The sequence below is a fragment of the Marinobacter halotolerans genome, assembly GCF_008795985.1.
Taxonomy (GTDB): domain Bacteria; phylum Pseudomonadota; class Gammaproteobacteria; order Pseudomonadales; family Oleiphilaceae; genus Marinobacter; species Marinobacter halotolerans.
In genome coordinates this window covers 1-22,457 of record NZ_VMHP01000001.1, presented here as the reverse complement: position 1 = coordinate 22,457, position 22,457 = coordinate 1, and the positions used below count along the sequence as shown (strand labels likewise).

Genomic DNA, 22,457 nt, shown 5'->3' with positions numbered 1-22,457 from the left:
CAATCCTGAAAATGGCGTGTCAGCGGGACTGCTGCTCGCGGATTTTATCGGCCCAATTCTGCACTCTCAGCATCAGGTCCGGTACATCGATACGTGTAAGGTGCCCATTCTGGACCTGAGGCACGCCACCAATCCAGCTGTGGCTGACCTGCCGACCGTGGCGGCTGTAGACAAGATGGGAGGCAGGATCATACACCGGCTGCAGGAAGGGGTCGCTGAGGTCGACGGCGATCACGTCCGCCAGCTTTCCCGCCTCCAGCGAGCCCAGTTCGTCTTCCCGGCCAATGGCCCTTGCACCGGCGATGGTGGCCATGGCTAGTGCCTCGTGGGCCGACAGGGCAGAGGCATCTTCGGCCACCGCCTTGGCCAGCATGGCGGCGGTGCCCAGCTCTCCGAACAGGTCCAGGTCGTTATTGCTCGCGGCACCATCGGTGCCGATGGCCACATTGACACCGGCTTTGCGCATGCGCTGGACCGGGCTCAGGCCACTGGCCAGCTTGAGGTTGGATTCGGGGCAGTGAATAACATGGGCTCCGCTGCTTTGCAGTAGCCCCAGGTCAGCTTCGTCTATCTGTGTCATGTGAACGCACTGGGTGTTGGGTCCCAGCAGACCGAGCTCGGCCATTCGCGCCATGGGTCGCTTGCCGGTCTTTTCCATGGCGTCCGCCACTTCAAAGGCGGTTTCATGAAGATGAATCTGGATGGCAGCACCGGTCTCCTTTGAAAGCGCTACGGCTTCCGTCAGCGGGCCGTCGGATACTGTGTAGGGCGCATGAGGGCCAATCGCCGGTGAAATGAAGGCGTTGTCCTGCCACTGCTCGATAAACGCCCGGCCCTTGACCAGATATTCTTCAGGGCCCGAGCCCCAGGGTGTGGGGAAGTCCAGCAGCGGAAAACACACCTGGGCGCGCATTCCTGCATCGTGGGCAAGCTGGGCGACAATCTCTGGAAAGAAATACATATCCGAGAAGGTGGTTGTGCCAGTGCGAAGCATCTCTGCCATCGCCAGTTGGGTGCCATCGGCAATGAATTCCTCGCTGATAAAGGCGCCTTCCGCGGGCCAGATGTGGTCATTGAGCCAGGTCATCAGGGGCAGGTCGTCCGCCATCCCCCGGAACAGCGACATCGCGGCATGGCCATGGGTGTTGATCAGGCCGGGCAGCAGGACGTGATGGGGCAGGTCGATCACTTCCTTGGCGCGATAGCGCCTGTCGGCCTCTTCCTGGGTAACAATCGCAGCAATGCGGTCACCCTGTATCAGAACGGCCTGATGGTCCAGCACGGTATTGGCTGGCTGAACCGGAATCAGCCAGCGGGCGTTAATGCGGATATCTGCTGCGATTATGGTCTCTGCCGTCATTTATCCTGCCTTGTTGTAGCCGTGAGGGCCGGGTGTTTCCGACCTGTCACGGAGAAATAAACCAGTCGGGAAGTATAGCGAGCGACCCGCCCGAGAACTACCCGCGGGGGAGGGTTAAACGGTACAATCAACCCATTCAATGCTGTGCGGAGTTTTCTATGAATCAGGCCATCACCCAGCCCGCCAACCGGCAGATCGGCACCGTTGCCATGCGCTGGCACGGCAGTAGCCTTGAGCTGTTGGATCAGCGTCTATTGCCGGACCAGGAGGCCTGGTTGCGGCTCGATACCGCTGAGGGCGTTGCCCGGGCGATCCGGGACATGGTGGTTCGAGGTGCGCCGGCCATTGGTATCAGCGCGGCTTACGGTGTGGCGTTGGCGGCCCGGGGCGCTTCCGGGGACCACTGGAAGGACCAGATTCAGCAGTCGATAGAGCTATTGGCTGCATCCCGGCCGACGGCCGTGAACCTGTTCTGGGCACTGAAACTGATGAGCGAAAAGCTGCAGCATTGTGGCACTGCAGCAGACGCCGCGGAGCAGCTTGCGGCGGCAGCCATTGAGATTCATCAGGACGATCTGGCGGCCAATCTGGCCATGGCGGATCATGCCCTGGCTCACATCAACACGGATCGGCCGGTGTCGGTGCTGACCCATTGCAATACCGGGGCCCTGGCAACCGGTGGCTACGGTACGGCTCTGGGGGTGATCAGGCGCCTGCACGAGACCGGTTTGCTGGTCAACGCTTACGCCGATGAAACCCGTCCCTGGCTGCAGGGCAGCCGGCTGACCGCCTGGGAACTTGCCCGTGACGGTATACCGGTCACTCTGAACGCCGACAGCGCGGCAGGAGCCATTATGGCTTCAGGAAAAGTCAGCTGGGTTATTGTCGGCGCTGACCGCATTACGGCGAACGGAGATGTGGCCAACAAGATCGGCACCTACAGCCTGGCGGTGCTGGCGCGTTACCACGGGATTGGATTCATGGTGGTTGCGCCTGCAAGCACGGTGGATATGGCACTTGCTTGCGGTGATGACATTACGATTGAAGAGCGGGAAGGGTCAGAGTTGCGACAGATTCGCCACCTGCCCATGGCGCCGGAATCGGTTGAGGTATTCAATCCGGTTTTTGACGTGACACCTGCAGATCTGATTGATGCCATCGTGACAGAGAGAGGCGTGGTTGAGCGTCCGGACAGCGAGCGGATGAAAACGCTATTCCTCTGAGCGGCCCGCAGCTTTTATTTCCGCCAGCTCTTTTTCCTGTTCTTCAATAAAATGCAGTGACATTTCAAAGCTTTGCCGGGTAAATTGCAGCACTTTTTCAAAGCCTTCATCGGATAGGGTGCGGGCGTCGTCGTGGCTGCGGAAGATGTTGATGAACTGGCGTTCCCGCTCGAACTGCAGTGGCAGCCGCGAAACGCCCCAGTCGTCGAGAATGCGCCACACTTCCGGGTTGTAGTTGCGGGTAGTGCGCAGTATGAACGGAATCGGGTCATTCCTTGCTACCAGGGCGGCCAGGCGAAGGATCAGTTCAAAGGACAGGGTGGTGGTGCCATTTTCAATGGCTTCGAGAACCGATTTGTCCTTGAGATTCAGGGCTTCGCTCATCTCCGATAGCGTCAGCCCAGCCACTTCACGGATATCCCGCAGCGAATTCCCTGCCGCAAGCATCATTCGAAGCTGGTCCTGGGAATTCATCAGGGCACGGCCCACCCGGATTGATCTGTCTGTGGATTTGGCCGCAAAACGCAGGGCCGAACCGGTGAACCCGGCGATCCGTTCTACCAGGGTTTCCGGACCCTGGTCGTCAACAGGCTCAACCTCATCCATTGAACGCATGGCGTGCATGGCGTCCATGAGCATGCTTTCCAGTTGCCTCGCCTGCTTCCGATCGCTCTCGTTGCCGGCGTCATTGGTTTTGGTGGTCATTGGACCTGTCCGTCCCTGGCGTTGCCCTATGTCTGGTTTTTAGCGGGTTGGTGCCTGGGCTGCAATCTGCTTGGGTCCCAGTATCGAAGCCATGCTCTGATTCAGCGCAAGCATATCCGCCATGATCTTGCCGCCTTCCCGGATAATGAAGTCCATCTGGTCATCCGTTGTGTCCAGATCCGCCGATTGCTGGTCCTGCCAGTCGTCAAGCTGCTCCAGGGTTTCGAAGGGCTTTTCGCCACGGATTTCGCGACGGGCGTTGGCAATCGTCAGGCGGGTTTTCTCAACCTGCGTCTGGTACTGGTCCCGCTCTTCCGGATTCAGGCTGACGTAGGTTTTTTCCCGCTGTTCTTTCAGGAAGTCGATTTCCCTTTGTAGCAGGCCGAATTCCGGGCTTTCCGAGAAGCGCTCTGCATGGCGTTTGCGCAGTTCATCAATAATGCCGCTGAAGTCGAAGTAGCGGTCATGGGGAACGGCCTCGATCTGATCCCAGGGCAGGGCGTTGTCCAGCGCATCCTCTCCGATCTGGGTTTTGTCATAGCGGGACGGGATTTCAATGTCCGGAATCACGCCTTTGTGCTGGGTCGACCCACCTGAAACGCGGTAGAACTTGCTCTGGGTGATTTTCAGCTGACCGTGGTTCAGCGGACGGATAGCCTGCACGGTACCCTTACCGAAAGTCTGTGAGCCCACAACCAGCCCGCGCCCGTAGTCCTGAATGGCGCCTGCAAAAATCTCGGATGCCGACGCACTCATGCGGTTCACCAGCACAACCAGGGGTCCGTCGTAAGTGACGGACGGATCCTGATCAGCCAGCACCTTGACGTCGTTGTTGGAGTTGCGGATCTGCACCGTGGGGCCGTCTTCGATGAACAGGCCAACCAGATCGTTAGCTTCCTGAAGGGCGCCGCCACCGTTATTGCGCAGGTCCATGACAATGCCGTCGATGCCTTCTGCCTTGAGATCGTCGATCAGTTTGCGGACGTCTCTCGTGGTGCTCTTGTAATCGGGTTCGTTGTTCATCATCGCCTTGAAGTCTGCGTAGAAGGTCGGGATGGTGATCACGCCGATGCGGAAAGTGCCGCCATCATTGTCAATCTCGATCACGTCGCTGCTGGCGCTCTGTTCTTCCAGCTTTACCTCGTCCCGCTTGATGGAGATGGTTTCGGTAACCGTTTCGTCGGCGGCATCGGCGGGAATGACCTCAAGCGTCACCACGGAGTTGCGCGGGCCGCGGATCAGGTCGACCACTTCGTCCAGGCGCCAACCAATTACGTTGACGACCTTGTCTTCATCACCCTGGCTGACCGATACAATGCGGTCGGCGGGCTCAAGCTGCCCCTGTTTGGCTGCTGGGCCACCCGGGACCAGACGCACCACTTTTGTGTACTGGTTGTCCGACTGCAATACCGCGCCGATACCTTCCAGCGACAAGCTCATGTTGATATTGAAGTTTTCCGACGTCCGCGGCGAAAAATAGGACGTATGCGGGTCCCACATCCCTGCGAAGGCGTTCATGTAGGCCTGGAACGCATCTTCACTGCGGGCCTGAAGGGTGCGTTGAAGCTGGCCTTCGTAGCGGCGTAGCAGGGATTTTTCGATTTCTTCATTGCTCTTGCCGTTCAGGCGCTGGGCCAGCACCGCATTCTTGATACGTTTGACCCAAAGCTCATCCATTGCGGCCTGGTCAGGTTCCCATTGGGCTTCGGACCGGTCCAGCAGCATTTGCTCGTTGCCCTCGAAGCTCAGTTTGTCGATACCCTTTTCAACAACACCGATGGCAAATCTCATGCGCTCGATGATTCGTTTCTGGACCAGATTGTAGATGTCGAAACCCGGTTGCAGCTGGCCGGTTTTAAGGGCCGACCCAAGGCCTTCCCTGACAGCGCTGAACTGGTTGATGTCCTTTTGGGTCAGGTAGACGCGCTGGCCGTCCAGGTAACTCAGATAGGCATCGAAAACGTCCCCGGACAGCGCGTCGTTGATACCCATATCGCGAAAATGGGTGAACTGCAGCTGGCGGGCGATCAGAATATTGGCCCTGGCCTGATCGACGGTGGGAGATACGGGTTCATAGGTTGCGTCAACGGAGACGGCGGCGACCTGCAGCGGTAACGCCAGCATCAGACCGATAGATACTGCCCTTAACAGGCGACGCACCGGGCGATCCGGTTGGCCGTAACGGGTCAAAATGCGTTCCGAGATGCTCATAGAGTGGCTACCTGACGATGTGGGGCATTACGGGCAGGAAAAGCGAACGATATCGCTCGGCCCGGTAGGAGTAACGCTTGATGTTTCGCAATGCCGGATTGACTCATTAATTTTCATTGTAGGCAAGGCCAGAGGGCGTTGCTAGAGGTTGGGCGTGTCGCTTCGTGACAATCTGTCCATGAAATTGTCAGGTTTGTATCCGTTCGTGGGCGCGGGAGCAAAAACGGGAGAAGCCGGGCTGCTGTGCGCAGCCCGGAGGGTATCGCTGGCGGTCAGGCAAACGGCGTTCCGGTTTCGGCCTTTTCCAGTAGCAGGGCCGGTGGGTTGAAGCGGTCACCGAAACGCTGGGCAAGATCTTTCGCTCTTTCGCTGAACGCCCTTACACCATACTGGTTGATAAACTGGATGGCGCCGCCGGTCCAGGGCGCGAAACCAATGCCGAAAATGCTGCCGATATTGGCATCTTCAATGGTTCTCAGAACGCCTTCTTCAAGGCAGCGGACGGTTTCGATGGCCTGGATAAACAGTATCCGGTCTTTAAGGTCCTGAAGGTTGGTCGACCGTGCCTTCTGCTGATCCACGTAAAGGGAAGTCAGCTCCGGCCAGAGGTATTTCTTGCCGTTCTCCGGGTACTCGTAAAAGCCGGCGCCTGCGGCCTTACCCTTGCGGTTATGGGTACCGACCATCTGGTCGATCACCGCTTCGGCCGGGTGTGCATTCCAGGTTTTGCCCGCCGCTTCCGTGTCTTTTCTGCTCTGGTCACGGATATGTTGCATCAGCGTCATGCTGACTTCATCGGAGATCGCCAGCGGCCCCACCGGCATGCCGGAAAGCAGCCCCGCATTTTCGATGCTGGAGGGGTGAATGCCCTCGCCAAGCATGGCGATACCTTCGTTCACAAAGGTGCCGAATACGCGGGAGGTAAAGAAGCCGCGGCTGTCGTTCACCACGATAGGAATCTTGCCGATCTGCTGAACGTAATCAAACGCCCGGGCCAGGGTGTCATCGGAGGTTTTTTCACCCACAATGATTTCCACCAGTTGCATCTTGTCCACCGGCGAGAAAAAGTGCAGGCCGATAAAGTTTTCCGGTTTTGCCGAGGCCTCTGCCAGTTGAGTGATGGGGATGGTGGAGGTATTGGAGGCAAAGATGCCATTGCTCACCAGCTTCGCTTCCGCTTCCTGTGTCACCTTCGCCTTGAGCTCGCTGTCCTCGAAGACCGCTTCGATCACCAGATCACACCCCTCCAGGTCTTCTGCAGAACCGGTTGCGGTGATGCGATTCAGAACCTCGGTTTTCTGCTCCTCGGTCATCCGGCCACGGCTGACCTTCTTGGCCAGCAGTTTCTCGGAGTAGGCTTTACCTTTTTCCGCATTTTCCGTGGAAACGTCCTTGAGTACGACGTCCAGGCCGCGGGTTGCCGTGGAATAGGCGATACCGGCGCCCATCATGCCAGCACCCAGTACGCCCACCTTGCGGAAGGTTTCCTTTTCCACACCTTTGGGACGGCTTTCACCGGCGTTCACGGCATTAAGCTGGAACCAGAAAGTGCCGGTCATGTTCTTGGCGACCTGACCAATGGCCAGCTCGGCGAAATATCGGGTTTCGATCAGGCTGCCGTTGTCGAAGTCTACTTGTGCGCCTTCAACTGCGGCCGAAAGGATGCGTTCGGGGGCCGGGTAGCAGCCTCGGGTTTTCTGTTTCAGCATGGCCGGCGCAATGGCCAGTTTCTGGGCCATGGCGGGATGGTGCGGTGCACCGCCGGGGATTTTGAAGCCTTTCTGGTCCCAGGGCTGCTGGCACTTGGGGTTGGCTTCGATAAAGGCCCGGGCTTTGGACAGCATGTCCTCTCTGGAACTGGCCAGTTCGTCCACAATGCCCGCCTTCAGGGCGGCTTTCGGATTCACTTTCTTGCCTTCCATCAGGTAGGGAAAGGCCGCTTCCAGGCCGATCATCCGGGGTAGCCGCTGGGTACCGCCACCGCCGGGCAGCAGGCCCAGGGTCACTTCCGGCAGGCCCAGCTGAATCTTGTCGTCGTCCATCACAATGCGGTGGTGGCAGGCCAGGCAGATCTCCAGGCCGCCGCCCAGGGCCGAGCCATTAATGGCCGCGACCACCGGTTTGCCGCTGGTTTCCAGTGCACGCATTTCCGCTTTCAGACCATTGACCATGGCTTCGAAAGCTTCGGCGTCGTCACGGGTGACCCGGTAAAGTTCTTTCAGGTCACCGCCGGCAAAAAAGGTCTTTTTGGCGGAGGTAATAATGATGCCGGCGATACCGTCCAGATCAGTTTTCACCTTGCTGACGGTTTCGGTAAGGGCGCTACGGAACTCCGCGTTCATGGTATTGGCGGACTGGCCGGGCATATCGATGGTGAGGGTCAGAATCTTGTCTGATCCCAGGTCGTACTGAATGGCACTCATGTTCGATGTCTCCTCGAAATCTGTCGTCGGCTCAGATGCGCTCGATAATGGTGGCAATGCCCATACCGCCACCCACACAGAGGGTGGCCAGGCCGTAGCGCTGTTCTCTCCGCTCCAGTTCGTCCAGCAGGGTGCCCAGAATCATCGCCCCGGTGGCCCCCAGGGGATGACCCATGGCGATGGCGCCGCCGTTTACGTTGACCTTTTCATCGGGTACGGACAGTTCGCGCTGAAAACGCATCACCACCGAGGCGAAGGCTTCATTCACTTCGAAAAGGTCAATCTGGTCTGCGGTCATTCCGGCTTTTTCCAGCGCCTTTCGGGCGGCAGGGGCAGGGCCGGTCAGCATGATGGTGGGGTCGGTGCTGGTAACCGCTGTTGCCAGAATGCGGGCGCGTGGGGTCAGACCCAGGGCCTTGCCCTTGGCCTCACTGCCAATCAGCATCGCGGTGGCGCCGTCGACGATCCCGGAAGAGTTGCCGGCGTGGTGTACGTGGTTGATTTTCTCGACGTAATGGTACTTTTCCCGCGCCACACCATCGAAGCCCATCTCGCCCATCATCTGGAAGGAGGGTTTCAGCCCGGACAGGGATTCAAGAGACGTTGTGCCGCGCACGTGTTCGTCCCGGTCCAGAATAATCACGCCATTCTGATCGGTCACCGGAATGATGGATTTGGCGAAATAGCCCTTTTCCCAGGCGTTGGCCGCTTTTTGCTGGGATTTTACGGCAAATCCGTCCACGTCTTCCCGGCTGAAGCCTTCCAGAGTGGCGATCAGGTCGGCGCCTATGCCCTGGGGCATGAAGCCGGTGTGCAGGTTGGTGGCCGGATCAGTGGCCCAGGCGCCGCCGTCCGATCCCATGGGAACCCGGGACATGGCTTCCACACCACCGGCAACCACCAGGTCTTCCCAGCCGGAGCGTACCTTCATGGCCGCCAGGTTCACCGCTTCGAGCCCCGACGCGCAGAACCGGTTGAGCGTGACACCGGCGACGACCTCGTCCCAGTCCGCGGCCAGGGCGGCGGTTTTCGCAATATCCGCGCCCTGATCGCCCACGGCGGTAACGCACCCAAGCACGATGTCGTCCACCTGTGAGGTGTCCAGGCTGTTGCGCTGCTGAAGCGCGTTAAGAATCTGGGTCATCAGGGTGATGGGCTTGACGCTGTGCAGGGAGCCGTCTTTTTTGCCGCGCCCTCTGGGCGTGCGGACCGCGTCGAAGATATAGGCTTCGGTGGTCATTTCCTGTCCTCTGTGGGCTGGTAAAAGTTGATCGGGTATAACCATAGCGGCTGGAGGGAGGAAGAGGTAATGGCGCGCAGTGCCAATTGCATTGGCGAAACTGCTCAGAGGCGTGATGCCACTCATGACTTTTAATGCAGCGGCATCTATGGTGTAGGAAGGATAACCCGCAAAGGCAGGAGCAAAGCCATGTCTCTGAGAGACGCCATTGATAATCTGTATGAAAAGCTGGTCGCTGACGCCATTGATGAAACCCACCACCCGGATGACGACGAGGATTTTCTGACCGACGTAATGTGCGTGGCGCTCAACCGGTTGCCGTCAAAGTACTACCGGCACAGTGTTGATATGGTGTTTTACATGGCGGAAGGGGAGATGGATGCCATGAAGAAGAATTCCCTGACCGCCGTGAAGGAAGCCAGGGAATTCGTGCGGGGTCATAGGAGAGAGCTGTAATCAGGCTGGCTGACTGACCGCTGCTTCCAGTGCGGCGATCAGCCGATCAGCACGCTCCTGGTTGAGCGACTCGTCTTCCGGCAGCTGGCACCAACAGGCGACTAGGCTTTCCATCTGGGCCAGTCTGCTCTGATCGTTTCCATTGCCACCCATGCCATCGGCCAGCCGTTGAACCTGGATTTCCATGCGTTTGGACTGTTCGTCCGCCGGTGAGGCGGTTTCTGCCAGTATCTCGGCGCGGATAACCAGCTCTGCCGCATCTGCGATTTCAAGACTCTCGGCCAGTTTTGGCCAGTGCCCGGGCAGATCGGATGCGTTCAGTGAACCTGCCACCCGCGACTGAACATGGCTCTTCCAGGCGTTCAGTTTCTCCTGGCTGCGCAAGGATTCAATCAGTGATCTCAATCGCGTCTGTTCCTGTCTGACCTGATTCTGAGCGGAGCCTGAAAGCGGCTCATGGTTCAGTGCATCCAGCTCTCCCAGGCATGAGGCCAGGTCTGGGAGTGGGTGGCTTTCGTCCAGCTGATGGGATTTTTCCAATACGGGGCCGGCTTGTTCATCGGCCGCCTGAGCTTGCGCCTGTTGCTCATTCTTCGCGGCATCCCGGCGGGCGAAAATCTGGTCGCAGGCCTTCCTGAAAGCCTGCCAAAGTCTGCGGTCTTCCCGATGGCGGGTAATGCCCACCTGCTGCCATTCGCTCTGCAGCGCTTTTGCCTGGTTCATTGCCTCTGAAAGCGGCTCGTGGTCAGTCAGGGCTTCAGCGCGCTCGACAATGTCCTGCTTGAGTGCTTCGTTTTTTCTGCGCTCTTCGTTCAACGGCTCTTCCAGCCGCTTGAGCAGCGCATCGAAGTCTTTCTGAACCGGACGGTTATCCCGGAATTCAATGGGCCAGGCGGCCTTCCATTCTTCCCGGGCTTTCTGATGGATCTGTTCCGCTGCTTTCCAGTCGATGGATTGCCAGTCAGCGTTGTCGATAAAGGTTTGCAACTGTTCAACAATCGTTTTTCGGGCTTCCAGATTGGCGTCTTTCAGGCCGGATTTTGCCGCAAAATAGGCTTTGCAGGGCTCGTAGGCCAGGTCGGATGCCTGTTTGAACCTTGCCCAGAGTTCCCTGTCGGATGAGCCACCGAGCCCCCGCCACTCATTCTGCAGTTCCTTGATCCGCTCGGCCTTGGCTTCAGGCTCGATGGGTTGCTCTGCCAGGTATTCCATCTGCTCGCACAGGGCGATCTGCTTTGGCCGGGTGGCGAAGCCCTGCCAGTCTGTGAGTTCACGAAGCTGGCCGCCCAGAAGCTGGATTCGGGCCTGCAGGGGCTGGCTGTACTTACGGTCGAGCTGTTTGAACTGCTGTTGCGCCGCTTTGAATAACTGCCGGGACTCTTTGAGCTGGCGCGCTTCCAGAGCCTGCTCCAGTTGCGAGAGCGTTTGGGTCAGCGTATCCGCAAGGGCTTTCTGTTCTGCTGAATCCTTGGTTGCACTCTGGTTTTCCAGGTTTTTGCGGGGGGTCTCGCCGGCTTTATTGGCCAGTTGCTGAAGCAGGGGTGGCAGCGGAAAACCCTCTGGCCAGTCAATGGTGTCGAGCAGTTCTTTGACGGCGGTCGGGTCGCTCTCCGGTTCGTTCAAGTGGGTCTGGATCGCATCACGGTTCTGGCCCAGGCGTCTGAGTGCCGTAATGTAGGAGCGCAGGGGCAGCATGAGCGCTTCATAGCTTTTCTGCTCCTGCTTTTCAACGGTGGTTTCGCGAGTGGCTTCCAGCCAACGGTTTTCCTGGGTTTTCTGTAAGGCATCCAGGGAGGCGAGGGCCGGCTCGGCGTCTTCCGACGGGTGTTTGAGTTCGTCGATAGTCTGCTCCAGCAGCGTCAGGGTTTCAGTGCGCTGGTTTTTCTGCTCCCTGGCCCGGGTTTGCTGGTCTTTCTCGGCGTTAATCTCGTCCAGGCGGCTGCGGCATTGATGAACGGCCTGGAGAAACTCGCTGGTCTGCGTTTCGGTGGCATGGCTTTCCAGGTCCGACCAGCGCTTTAGCAGGGCTTCCAGGCGTGGCTCAAACAGCTTGGTGTCATCGCTTTTGGCCTGATCCTGGGCGTTGCGGATCAGGCCGATGATGGCCTCTTGCCGGTGTTGGGCCTCTTCTTCGTCTGCTTTTATGGACTGAAGGGCCTGGCGAACGATCTGGTAGACGCCTTTGTCTTTCCCCTTGGCGTGTTTCTGGACACGTTGCAGGGCCTGTTTATCACTCAGGCCTTTCACCGCAGAGAGCCGGATCTCCGCGGTGACACCTGCGGTGGCCAGCGATTCCAGTTCAGCCTGTGATGGTGATGCGGCTAGTTGTGAAAGCTGCTGCTGGCGCAATTCATCCTGGCGGTCCGCTTTTTCCTGCTGGTTTACGGTGGGTTCGGCAGGTTCGGTCTGTTTCGGAGCGGGTGCTTTTTTGCGGCCAAAGAGTTTCTGGATGAGCGCAGCCATAAAGGTATCCTTCTGAAAATATGGGCGCTAGTCTAGCGCTTTGAAGGCAAGGGCGGGAAGACTTGGAATGGCAAAACAGGAAGATCCGGAAGATAAGGCCAGGGCGGCGGCAATGAGGTTACTGGCCCGGCGCGAACACAGCCGGCTTGAGCTGGATCTCAAGTTGCGTCAGCGCAAGGTGGAAGCGGTTACGATCCAAAAAGTGCTGGACGAGTTCGAGGCCAACAATTGGCTCAGCGACGAGCGTTTTGCCGATGTCTTCTCCCGTCAGAGATTCGATCTTGGCTATGGCCCGGTGAAGATCATTGCCGAACTTCAGCAACGGGGTATCCGGACGCCGCCTGAGTGGCTGTCATCAACGACCGACCGAGAGTGGATCGAAGCGGCTATCCGGGTTCGGGACCGGCGGTTTGGTTTGGCGGACATTCGTGGGGACTGGGATGAAAAAGGCCGGCAAGGGCGGTTTCTGGCCCGCCGCGGTTACGCCAGCGACCATATTGAATCCGCTCTGGAAGCGGTTTCAACCGAGTAGCGGTAAGACAGAACCCTCATCGGGAGTCGACTGCAAATTTGAATCAGAGTGTTGGCGGCAGATAGCTCAGCTCTTCCGGCACTTTATGCCCGCTGCCTTTCTTGATCACTCGCGGACCGGGTGCAACGGTTGGCTGGGCTGCCTCCAGTTCGTTCAGCCAGGTTTCCTTGTCGGCATCGGCCACCTGCGTGGGTTCATACATCCAGGCCAGAAAGTCGTAGTAACGTCGAATATTCTGTACGTACATAACCGGCTCGTTGCCGCGGGCGTATCCGAAACGGGTTTTCGTGTACCACTCTTTCTGGCTTAGGAGGGGAAGGAATTCCTTGACGTCCATCCACCGATCCGGGTCTTTGCCGGCACCTTCTGTCAGGCGACGGGCGTCCTCAACATGGCCCCAGCCGACGTTGTAGGAAGCCAGTGCAAACCAGGTTTTGTCCGGCTCGGGAATGCGTTCCGGCACCTTGCGGCGAACGATGGTGAGATATTTCGCACCGCCACGTATGCTTTCCTCCACGTCCAGCCTGTTGCTGATTCCGATATGGCTGGCGGTGCTGCGAGTCAACATCATCAGGCCGCGTACACCGGTGGGCGAAACCGCATTCGGACGCCAGTGCGATTCCTGGTAGCCCACCGCTGCCAGCAGACGCCAGTCGAGATCGTACTCTTTGGCATATTGCTTAAACAGAGTGTCGTACTTGGGTAGCCGGTTTCTGACGTGATGAAGGAACGTGCGTGCGCCGACATAGTTCAAGCGGTCAAGGTGGCCATAGAATCTTTCGTTCAGTTGCGCCAGCGTGCCGTCTGCTTCCACCTTTGCAAAAAATTTCCTGGCGGCCTTCACCAGGCTCTGATCCTGCTCGGCGGGAAACAGCCAAAGAACGTCGGCCGGATCATTCAGGCTGAATCCCCGTTTGACCTCGGGAAAGAACACGTGGTTCAGGTTCAATTCGTTGGAGGCAACCACGGCGTATGAAAACTCGCCGGACTGAACTCGGGCCAGCAGGCCAGCAGCATCAAGGCCCGGATGCTCCTGCCACTGAACATCGTCGATGACTTCCTCCGATGATTGGAGCTGCCGGCGATGGTTGCTGTTCGCAAGCAGATGCAGAGTTTTGCCGTCCAGGTCCTTCAAGGACTCCGGGCTTTCCGCCTCACGGTTATAAACAATGACGGATCTGGCTTTGGTGCCATTGGCGATGGCCTGGAACCGCGAATCGTATCCGGCCCGTGCAGAGACACCTGCCATTCCTATGTGGGCGTAATTCTGATCGAGCACGGAAAGAATTTCGGTGTTGTCATCCGCAACCCGGAGCCGGAGCTCGACCCCCAGATCCTCAGCGAACATCTTGGCAAGCTGATAGTCGTATCCGGTTTTGCCGTCGCGACCCTCGTAATAAATCGAAGGGGCTGTTTTTGTAATGACGTGAAGCACGCCTTCCGCTTGTATTTCCTGGAGGGTACTGGGCCGGGAACAGCCGGCCATGACAAACAGCGCGCCGAAAATGAGGGCCCGCCTTAATGACGCCATCAGCGGTTGCTGACCATTGGATATCAAGAGATCTAGCAAAGTTACGAACTCCCTCATTCCGTTACGATGGGTTCTACGGCGCGCCTGCAGTTTCGATCACCAGCGCCTTAAAGCCCATTCCAAAGCCTCCCTGGCTCACATCATGATCTATGGTCTGGATGATGCGGTCAAATTAATTGCTCAATATCTGTGCAAAATGATGTAAATTTATCCAGGTGCCAGAGGCGGTAGAACGCTGTATCCCGGTCCAGCTTTCGAGTATCATTGCGGCCTTTCAGTTGGCCGGCTATTGGCCATTTCCCCGACGAACCCGTTTCGCACACAGGTTTAGATATGCTCGAACTTCGCGGCGCTCCGGCGCTCTCGCCTTTCCGTTCTCGCAAGCTGCAATCACGTATTCAGGACCTAGTGCCCGATGTGGAGCATGTTTACGCCGAGTTCATGCATTTCACCGACCTGGAGTCCGAGCTGACCGACTGCGACCAGGCGGTATTGGACCGGTTGCTGACCTACGGCCCCAGCGTACCGGTTGAAGAGCCGGAAGGGGTGCTTTTTCTAGTTGTTCCACGGCCGGGCACGCTCTCGCCCTGGTCAAGTAAGGCGACGGAAATTGCCCGCAATTGCGGCCTGCGTCAGATCCGTCGTATCGAGCGGGGTACCGCTTTTTACGTAAAGTGCGCCCGCAAACTCAGCCTTGAACAGCGGGAAAAGATTGCCGGTCTTCTGCATGATCGCATGACCCAGAAAGTTTTCCACGAAATGGGCGGTGCCGAACTGCTGTTCCACACTGAAGAGCCCAGGCTACTTGCACGGGTGCCGGTTCTTTCCGGTGGGCGCCGGGCACTGGTCGAGGCCAACCAGTCACTGGGACTCGCGCTTGCCGAGGACGAGATCGATTATCTGGTCAAGTCGTTCACCCACCTGGAGCGTGATCCGACCGATGTCGAGCTGATGATGTTTGCCCAGGCGAACTCGGAGCACTGTCGCCACAAGATTTTCAATGCGTCCTGGGATATTGACGGCGAGGGTCAGGAAAAGTCGTTGTTCGCGATGATCCGGAATACCCATGAGATGAGCAGTGATGGCGTGCTATCCGCCTACAAGGATAACGCGTCGGTGATCCGTGGTAGTAAGGGCGGCCGCTTCTTTCCGGAACCGGAAAGCGGAACCTACCGTTACCATGAGGAAGATATTCATATCCTCATGAAGGTGGAAACCCACAACCACCCGACCGCTATCGCTCCAGCGGCCGGGGCGGCGACGGGGTCTGGCGGCGAGATCCGGGATGAGGGTGCCACCGGACGGGGCTCTAAGCCGAAAGCCGGGCTCACCGGTTTTACGGTCTCCAACCTGAATATTCCCGACGACGGCCAGCCCTGGGAAATCGGTTATGGCAAGCCGGAGCGCATTGCTTCCGCGCTGGATATCATGATCGAGGCGCCTATTGGTGGCGCGGCGTTTAATAACGAATTCGGCCGGCCCAACTTGGCTGGGTATTTCCGCACGTTTGAAACCCTTGTGCCCGGCGCAAACGGCGAGGAAGTCCGCGGTTACCATAAACCGATCATGATTGCCGGCGGTCTGGGTAACATTCGCGCCGATCATGTTGAGAAAGGCCATATCCCCGTTGGCGCCAAGCTGATTGTATTGGGCGGACCGTCCATGCTGATTGGTCTGGGTGGTGGCGCTGCGTCTTCCATGGACTCGGGTTCCAGCAACGAGAACCTCGATTTTGCCTCGGTTCAGCGAGACAACCCGGAAATGGAGCGCCGTTGCCAGGAAGTGATCGACCGCTGCTGGCAAATGGGTGACGAAAACCCCATCTGCTTTATTCACGACGTTGGCGCGGGCGGGCTTTCCAACGCGATGCCGGAACTGGTGAAAGACGGTGGCCGCGGTGGCCGTTTTGAACTGAGGGATATCCCCAGTGACGAGCCGGGCATGTCACCCCTGGAGATCTGGTGTAACGAATCCCAGGAACGTTACGTAATGGCCGTTGCCCCGGAAAACCTCGAACTCTTCGACGCACTCTGCCGTCGCGAGCGTTGCCCTTACGCGGTGGTTGGTGATGCGACCGAGGAGCATCATCTTCAGTTGTCGGATTCCTATTTTGATGACCGGCCTGTGGATCTGCCAATGGATGTATTGTTTGGCAAGCCGCCGCGCATGCATCGCAGCGTGACTCGTTCATCCTTTACCAAGCCGATCTTCGATTCTGGCAAGATCGACGTTAACGACGCCGTCGATCGCCTGTTGCGACTGCCGACTGTCGGATCGAAGAGCTTTCTGATCACCATCGGTGATCGCACAATTACCGGGCTGGTTGCCCGCGACCAGATGGTCGGACCCTGGCAGGTGCCGGTGAGCGATGTTGCCGTAACCTCTACCTCTTTCGATGTTCGGTCCGGTGAGGCTATGGCCATGGGCGAACGCACGCCTGTTGCCGTCATCGACGCGCCGGCCTCAGGGCGGATGGCGGTGGGTGAAGTGATCACCAATATTGCCGCTGCCCCGATTGCAGCCCTGTCTGATATCCGTCTGTCCGCCAACTGGATGGCCGCAGCGGGCCACCCCGGTGAGGACGAAAATCTTTACGAGACGGTAAAAGCGGTTGGCATGGAGCTGTGCCCGGAGTTGGGAATTGCGATTCCCGTGGGCAAGGATTCCATGTCCATGAAAACGGTCTGGGAAGAAGATGGCGGTGAACAGAAAAGCGTGACTTCACCGCTGTCACTGATTGTCAGTGGTTTTGCACCGGTAGTGGATGTGGACCGGACGTTGACACCGCAGCTGATTACCAATGCGGGCGAGACTGACCTGATTCTGGTGGACCTCGCGGCGGGCCAGAATCGTCTTGGGGGCTCGTGTCTGGCACAGGTTTACCAGAGGGTCGGAGCAGTGGCGCCGGATCTGGATGACCCTGAAGACATCAAGGCGTTTTTTGCCGTGATCCAGGGGCTGAACGGTGACGGTAAACTACTGGCCTACCACGACCGTTCCGACGGCGGGCTGTTTGTCACCCTGGCCGAAATGGCGTTTGCCGGGCATACCGGCATCGATATCAAGCTGGATGGCCTGGCAGAGGACGTGTCCCAGTTTCCGCGCGAACTGTTCAACGAAGAACTCGGGGCGGTCATCCAGGTGCGTCGAGAGGACACCTCTTTTGTGCTGCAGCAGTTCTCGGCAGCCGGCCTTGATGACCACACCTCAGTCGTGGGGACCCTGAACAGTGATCATCAGGTGAGGTTCTCCTTCGGCGGCGAAGATGTTATCTGCCGTTCCCGGGCAGAGCTTCATCAGCTGTGGGCCCAGACCAGTTACCGTATCCAGTCTCTCCGTGATAACGCCGACTGCGCCCAGCAGGAATTCGATAATCTGAAGGATGACGGTGACCCCGGTCTGCAGGCAGAACTGACATTTGATCTGGATGACGATATTGCGGCCCCGTTTATCAATACCGGCGCACGCCCGAAAGTCGCGGTGCTCCGTGAGCAGGGTGTGAACGGCCAGGTGGAGATGGCAGCCGCGTTTGATCGGGCAGGTTTCGAGTCTGTCGACGTGCACATGAGTGATCTGCTCTCCGGGCGGGTTTCCCTTGAAGGATTCAAGTCGATGGTGGCTTGTGGCGGCTTCTCATTCGGTGATGTACTGGGTGCCGGTGAGGGGTGGGCAAAATCCATCCTGTTTAACGATCGTGTCAGGGACCAGTTTGCGGCCTTTTTTAACCGTCAGGACACATTAACCCTGGGAGTGTGTAATGGCTGCCAGATGCTGTCGAATCTTCACGAGCTGATCCCGGGCAGCCAGGGGTGGCCACGATTTGTGAGGAATCAGTCAGAACAGTTCGAAGCGCGTCTGGTCATGGCCGAGGTTCCGTCATCACCGTCAGCATTCCTCGACGGCATGGCCGGTTCACGTATGCCGATCGCCGTGGCCCATGGCGAAGGTCGCGTCGAGTTTTCTGGCAATGACAGCCCCGTGAATCTGACGGAGAGCGAATTGGTAGCGCTTCGATACGTGGACAATCGGGGGCAGGTTACCGAGCGATACCCATACAACCCAAATGGTTCCGCCGAGGGAATTACCGGCGTCACCACGCGGGACGGGCGGGTTACCATCATGATGCCCCATCCGGAACGGGTTTTCCGGACGTCCCAGCATTCCTGGCATCCGGAGCACTGGAATGAAGATGCGCCGTGGATACGGATATTCCGTAACGCACGGCGCTGGTACGGATAAAAAATCCCGTATTCTGGAGACCGGTCTGAATGCATCTGAAAATGATGAAATTCAGGCCGGTTTTTTTCGTTAAATTGGCGGATACGGACTTGACGTTTGAGTTTTATGCACATTTTTGGGGCCGGGCTGGTTACTGCGTGAGCAAAGCATTGGGTCCCGATTCATTTTTTGCTAGACAATACTAACTAATTGATAAATAAACATTTATTGTGATCGGGTAATTTGTCGCCAATTTGACGGAAGTGCAGTATTCGCAGGGCGTAGACGAGGGTTCCCAAAAACTTTCCCCAGAGTTATCCACAGATTCTGTGGGTAAGTGCATAACTGCTTAATCTGTCCTGGATATTGGGTTTGGCCACACAATCGGGAGGTGTTGCTGATGTACAAACTTTGCTATTTCGTTCCTGAAAGTCATCTGGAAGAAACCAAGAATGCACTTTTCACAGCTGGCGCAGGTCGGATCGGTGACTATGACTGCTGTGCTTGGCAGTGCCTGGGTCAGGGGCAATTCCGACCGCTTGATGGCAGTCAGCCCTTCCTGGGTCAGTCAGGCGAGCTCGAGACGGTGACCGAGTATCGGGTGGAGTTGGTGTGTGAGGACGGTGCAATAAGGGCGGCGGTTGCAGCTCTCAAGCTGGCGCACCCTTATGAAGAGCCTGCCTATGAGGTTTTTCGGATGGAAGACCTGTAACGGGCGTCATGTTATTTGCGCATCTGGTAGCGGATGTCCTCAACATGTACCGGATACTGGTCTTTTTCATAATCTGCCAGAAACAGTTCGAGTGTTCGGCGAACCGTTGGGAAGGAAAGCTCGTCCCAGGGAATTTCCGCCAGGGGGAATAGCCGGGTTTCCAGTGACTCTTCGCCAGCGCCGAAATCCCGGTTGTTCAGTGTGGCCCGGTAAAACATATGGACCTGATCAATGTGGGGCACGTGAATGACCGTGTAAAGGTCATTCATGGTGACGTCGGCAAGTGCTTCCTCCACGGTTTCCCGAGCGGCCGCCTCCAATGTGGTTTCCGAGTTTTCCATGAAGCCGGCGGGTAGGGTCCAGTAGCCATACCGAGGCTCGATTGCCCGGCGGCAGAGAAGTACCTGGCCATCCAGAACGGGCACGGTACCGGCGACAATTCGCGGATTCTGGTAATGTATGGTTTCGCAATTAACACACACATAACGATGGCGATTGTCGCCTTCAGGAATTTTTTGTTCGACCTGCGCGCCGCAGGTACTGCAGTATTTCATTCGGTTCACCGTAAACTGGACGAGTGTGTGATTGTGAACGTAACTATCCGTGCTGCGGGTGTCTCATTCAAGAGTCAGATGTAAAAACGGAGCCAGATTTTGCGCGACCTACTTCACGAACGCCTTTCGGGTTATGTACCCAGATTATTGACGCTGGATTATCCCGAGGCGGGGGTTCTGGTCCCGGTTACTGAGAATCGTGACAATCCCGAGATTGTTTTTACGCTCAGATCGTCAAATCTGAGCACTCATCGGGGGCAGGTTTCTTTCCCGGGTGGACGGCGTGACCGTGAAGATGAGTCCCTTGCGCAAACCGCCCTTCGTGAAACCCACGAGGAAATCGGTCTGCCACCGGAGAAGGTGGAGCTCATAGGGCCCCTCAGTCAGGTGATGTCATTGCACCAGATTCTGGTGACGCCTTACGTCGGTGTGATTCCCGGCGATCACCCGCTAACGGCGAACCCTGCCGAGATCGAGAGCATTTTCAGGGTGCCGGTGAGTTTCTTTCTGGAAGACCGCCGGGAACGTACCGACGCTCTCAGCTTTATGAACAACACGTTCTACGTGCCCTGTTACCGCTGGGACCGATTCCAAATCTGGGGTCTTTCGGCGGTTGTGTTGGTGGATTTTCTGAACGCAGTTTACGACGCTGGCATCGATCTTCTCGAGCCGGCGAGGAAAGGTTGAAAGGAGACTGTTATGTTTTTTGAACTTGGTGATCGCAAGCCGGAACTTCATGGGCAGGGGCAGTTCGTTGCGGACAATGCCTCGGTGATTGGAAGTGTCAGGCTAATGGAGCGTTCGAGTGTCTGGTTTAACGTGGTGATCCGAGGTGATAACGAGTGGATTACCATCGGCCCGGAAACCAACGTTCAGGACGGTTCCGTACTTCATACGGACCCGGGTCTTACCCTCAATCTCGGTCGTGGAGTCACGGTTGGCCACAAAGTGATGCTGCACGGCTGTGAAATAGGGGACTACTCGCTCATCGGTATTAATGCGGTTGTTCTTAACGGCGCCAAAATTGGTAAGCATTGCCTGATCGGGGCAAACACACTGATTCCGGAAGGTATGGAAGTGCCTGATGGATCGATGGTGGTCGGCTCGCCCGGCAAGATCAAGCGGGAACTGACCGACAACGAGAAGAAAATGCTGGAAATGAGCGCCGCTCATTACGTCAAGAATGCAGAGAACTATAGCCAGTGTCTCAAGCCCTGCGAACCGTCGGAAGTGGAGGACTGAGATGCGCCGACAGGATCGGGTGCAGTCGCCCTGTGTCAGTATCTGCGCGCTGGATGAAAATAATGTCTGTATCGGCTGCCATCGTACCAGTAATGAGATAATGAATTGGCCGCGGTTTGACGACGAAGAGCGCCGTAAAGTGCTCGAAAACGTCGCGCGGCGGGAAGAGCAGGTCAGTCTCTGAGTCCATCAACCACCAGAAAGGAAACCATTGCCATGTCCGAAACCGCCCCGCCAGATTCCGTGACGCTCGGGACCCCACTGAAAGATAACGCCTTCCGCGTTCTGTTCTGTGGTTCTGGCGAGCTTGGAAAGGAAGTGGTCATTGAGTTGCAGCGCCTTGGCGTGGAAGTGATTGCGGTCGATCGCTACGCCAACGCGCCCGCCATGCAGGTAGCCCATCGCAGCCATGTAATCGATATGCTCGACGGAGATGCGCTGCGATACGTCATCGAATCCGAAAAGCCTCATCTTATTGTTCCCGAAATTGAAGCGATTGCCACTCCGGAGCTGGTCAAGCTGGAACAGGAGGGGTACCGCGTCATACCCACGGCCAGGGCCGTGAACCTCACGATGAATCGGGAGGGTATCCGTCGGCTGGCGGCAGAAGAGCTGGGGCTGGCCACGTCTCCTTATCGCTTTGCGGAAACCAGAGACGATTATCTGGCCGCAGTTGACGAGATCGGACTGCCGCTGGTTGTGAAGCCAGTGATGAGTTCCTCTGGCAAAGGCCAGAGTACCGTGAATAGTAAAGAGGACATTGAGGCTGCGTGGGAATACGCCCAGTCGGGTGGTCGAGCGGGAAAAGGCAGGGTGATTGTTGAAGGTTTTGTGGACTTTGATTATGAGATCACGCTGTTGACGGTGCGGCACCGTGACGGGATTTCGTTCTGTGATCCTATTGGCCATCGCCAGGAGGATGGGGACTATCGGGAATCCTGGCAGCCGCAACCCATGAGTAACGCAGCACTCGGTCGTTCCCGCGAGGTTGCCGAATCCGTCGTTGATAATCTGGGTGGTTACGGCATCTACGGCGTCGAGCTTTTTGTGAAGGGCGACCAGGTCTGGTTTTCCGAAGTCTCGCCACGGCCCCATGATACCGGTCTGGTAACCCTGGTTTCCCAGGATCTGTCAGAGTTTGCGCTTCACGCCAGGGCGATACTCGGGTTACCGGTACCCGTCATCCGGCAGCTCGGTCCCAGCGCTTCCGCAGTTATTCTGCCTGAAGGGGATTCGTCGGACGTGGCGTACACCGGTTTAGAGAAAGCTCTGGCTGAACCCGAGGTATATCTGCGACTTTTCGGCAAGCCAGAGCTCAAGGGTAAAAGGCGGATGGGCGTCACCCTGGCCAAAGGCAGCACTATTGAAGAGGCGAGAGAAAAGGCCATGAGGTCTGCCGGCCTGGTAAAAGCGGTTTTTTGACGGTATTTCGCCGCCTTTGGCAAAAACTTGCTTACGAACCGTTGACACCTAGCCGCTGGGCTGTAGAATACGCATCTCTTTCGAGGGGCACGCCGGTCAGGCGGGCCAGAAATCGAAAGACAACCGTTTGAAAACATTAGAGATTCCGGTTATTGAATTTCTTCT

17 protein-coding genes are annotated in these 22,457 nt (G+C 57.4%); 9 read left to right on the top strand and 8 right to left on the bottom strand.

Annotation, left to right across the window (positions count from 1 at the left end):
- Positions 1-19: 19 nt before the first annotated feature.
- Positions 20-1,360: a TRZ/ATZ family hydrolase gene (locus FPL19_RS00085; protein WP_150909437.1), complete on the bottom strand. Its 1,341-nt coding sequence runs from the start codon at positions 1,358-1,360 to the stop codon at positions 20-22.
- 158 nt (positions 1,361-1,518) lie between these two features.
- Between FPL19_RS00085 and mtnA the strand changes: the two genes are divergently transcribed.
- Positions 1,519-2,583, top strand: a complete 1,065-nt coding sequence (gene mtnA / locus FPL19_RS00080; RefSeq protein ID WP_225314233.1) for an S-methyl-5-thioribose-1-phosphate isomerase — start codon at positions 1,519-1,521, stop codon at positions 2,581-2,583.
- Here the strand turns inward: mtnA and FPL19_RS00075 are convergent.
- From FPL19_RS00075 to FPL19_RS00060, 4 genes are all read right to left on the bottom strand, one after another.
- On the bottom strand, positions 2,572-3,288 hold the full coding sequence (locus FPL19_RS00075; protein WP_150909435.1) for a helix-turn-helix domain-containing protein: 717 nt from the start codon (positions 3,286-3,288) through the stop codon (positions 2,572-2,574). The two genes, mtnA and FPL19_RS00075, sit on opposite strands and share 12 nt — an antisense overlap.
- A 39-nt stretch (positions 3,289-3,327) precedes the next feature.
- Positions 3,328-5,499 carry a carboxy terminal-processing peptidase gene (locus FPL19_RS00070; RefSeq protein WP_150909433.1) on the bottom strand — a complete coding sequence of 724 codons (2,172 nt, stop codon included), beginning with the start codon at positions 5,497-5,499 and terminating at the stop codon, positions 3,328-3,330.
- Positions 5,500-5,771: 272 nt separating this feature from the next.
- Positions 5,772-7,922: a 3-hydroxyacyl-CoA dehydrogenase NAD-binding domain-containing protein gene (locus FPL19_RS00065; protein WP_150909431.1), complete on the bottom strand. Its 2,151-nt coding sequence runs from the start codon at positions 7,920-7,922 to the stop codon at positions 5,772-5,774.
- A 31-nt stretch (positions 7,923-7,953) separates the two neighbouring features.
- Entirely contained in the window at positions 7,954-9,162 is a 1,209-nt protein-coding gene (locus FPL19_RS00060) for an acetyl-CoA C-acetyltransferase (protein WP_150909429.1), read from the bottom strand.
- A gap of 189 nt (positions 9,163-9,351) precedes the next feature.
- On the opposite strand from FPL19_RS00060, the gene FPL19_RS00055 reads away from it, so the two are divergent.
- On the top strand, positions 9,352-9,618 hold the full coding sequence (locus FPL19_RS00055) for a late competence development ComFB family protein (RefSeq protein WP_150909427.1): 267 nt from the start codon (positions 9,352-9,354) through the stop codon (positions 9,616-9,618).
- Here FPL19_RS00055 and FPL19_RS00050 read toward each other — a convergent pair whose 3' ends face one another.
- Complete coding sequence (locus tag FPL19_RS00050; protein WP_150909425.1) at positions 9,619-12,081, bottom strand: DUF349 domain-containing protein; 2,463 nt, start codon at positions 12,079-12,081, stop codon at positions 9,619-9,621.
- Between the two features lie 67 nt (positions 12,082-12,148).
- Between FPL19_RS00050 and FPL19_RS00045 the strand changes: the two genes are divergently transcribed.
- On the top strand, positions 12,149-12,613 hold the full coding sequence (locus FPL19_RS00045; RefSeq protein ID WP_150909423.1) for a regulatory protein RecX: 465 nt from the start codon (positions 12,149-12,151) through the stop codon (positions 12,611-12,613).
- Positions 12,614-12,656: 43 nt separating this feature from the next.
- Here the strand turns inward: FPL19_RS00045 and mltF are convergent, their stop codons facing one another.
- The gene (gene mltF / locus FPL19_RS00040; protein WP_150909421.1) at positions 12,657-14,144 is read right to left on the bottom strand and encodes a membrane-bound lytic murein transglycosylase MltF; all 1,488 of its coding nucleotides are present in this window, start codon (positions 14,142-14,144) and stop codon (positions 12,657-12,659) included.
- 333 nt (positions 14,145-14,477) lie between these two features.
- Here mltF and purL point away from each other — a divergent pair, with 333 nt between their 5' ends.
- Entirely contained in the window at positions 14,478-18,383 is a 3,906-nt protein-coding gene (purL, locus tag FPL19_RS00035) for a phosphoribosylformylglycinamidine synthase (protein ID WP_150909419.1), read from the top strand.
- Between the two features lie 379 nt (positions 18,384-18,762).
- A complete protein-coding gene (locus FPL19_RS00030) occupies positions 18,763-19,074 on the top strand; it encodes a Nif3-like dinuclear metal center hexameric protein (RefSeq protein WP_150909417.1) in 312 nt (103 codons plus the stop codon).
- Positions 19,075-19,085: 11 nt separating this feature from the next.
- Here the strand turns inward: FPL19_RS00030 and FPL19_RS00025 are convergent, their stop codons facing one another.
- A complete protein-coding gene (locus FPL19_RS00025) occupies positions 19,086-19,628 on the bottom strand; it encodes an NUDIX hydrolase (protein WP_150909416.1) in 543 nt (180 codons plus the stop codon).
- 96 nt (positions 19,629-19,724) lie between these two features.
- Between FPL19_RS00025 and FPL19_RS00020 the strand changes: the two genes are divergently transcribed.
- From FPL19_RS00020 to purT, 4 genes are read left to right on the top strand one after another with little or no spacing between them, the layout of a single operon-like run.
- Positions 19,725-20,315 carry an NUDIX hydrolase gene (locus FPL19_RS00020; RefSeq protein WP_263656792.1) on the top strand — a complete coding sequence of 197 codons (591 nt, stop codon included), beginning with the start codon at positions 19,725-19,727 and terminating at the stop codon, positions 20,313-20,315.
- A 12-nt stretch (positions 20,316-20,327) separates the two neighbouring features.
- The gene (locus FPL19_RS00015) at positions 20,328-20,870 is read left to right on the top strand and encodes a gamma carbonic anhydrase family protein (RefSeq protein ID WP_150909412.1); all 543 of its coding nucleotides are present in this window, start codon (positions 20,328-20,330) and stop codon (positions 20,868-20,870) included.
- 1 nt (position 20,871) lies between these two features.
- The gene (locus FPL19_RS00010) at positions 20,872-21,054 is read left to right on the top strand and encodes a DUF1289 domain-containing protein (RefSeq protein ID WP_150909410.1); all 183 of its coding nucleotides are present in this window, start codon (positions 20,872-20,874) and stop codon (positions 21,052-21,054) included.
- A gap of 32 nt (positions 21,055-21,086) precedes the next feature.
- Positions 21,087-22,292, top strand: a complete 1,206-nt coding sequence (gene purT, locus FPL19_RS00005) for a formate-dependent phosphoribosylglycinamide formyltransferase (protein WP_150909408.1) — start codon at positions 21,087-21,089, stop codon at positions 22,290-22,292.
- Positions 22,293-22,457: the final 165 nt, after the last annotated feature.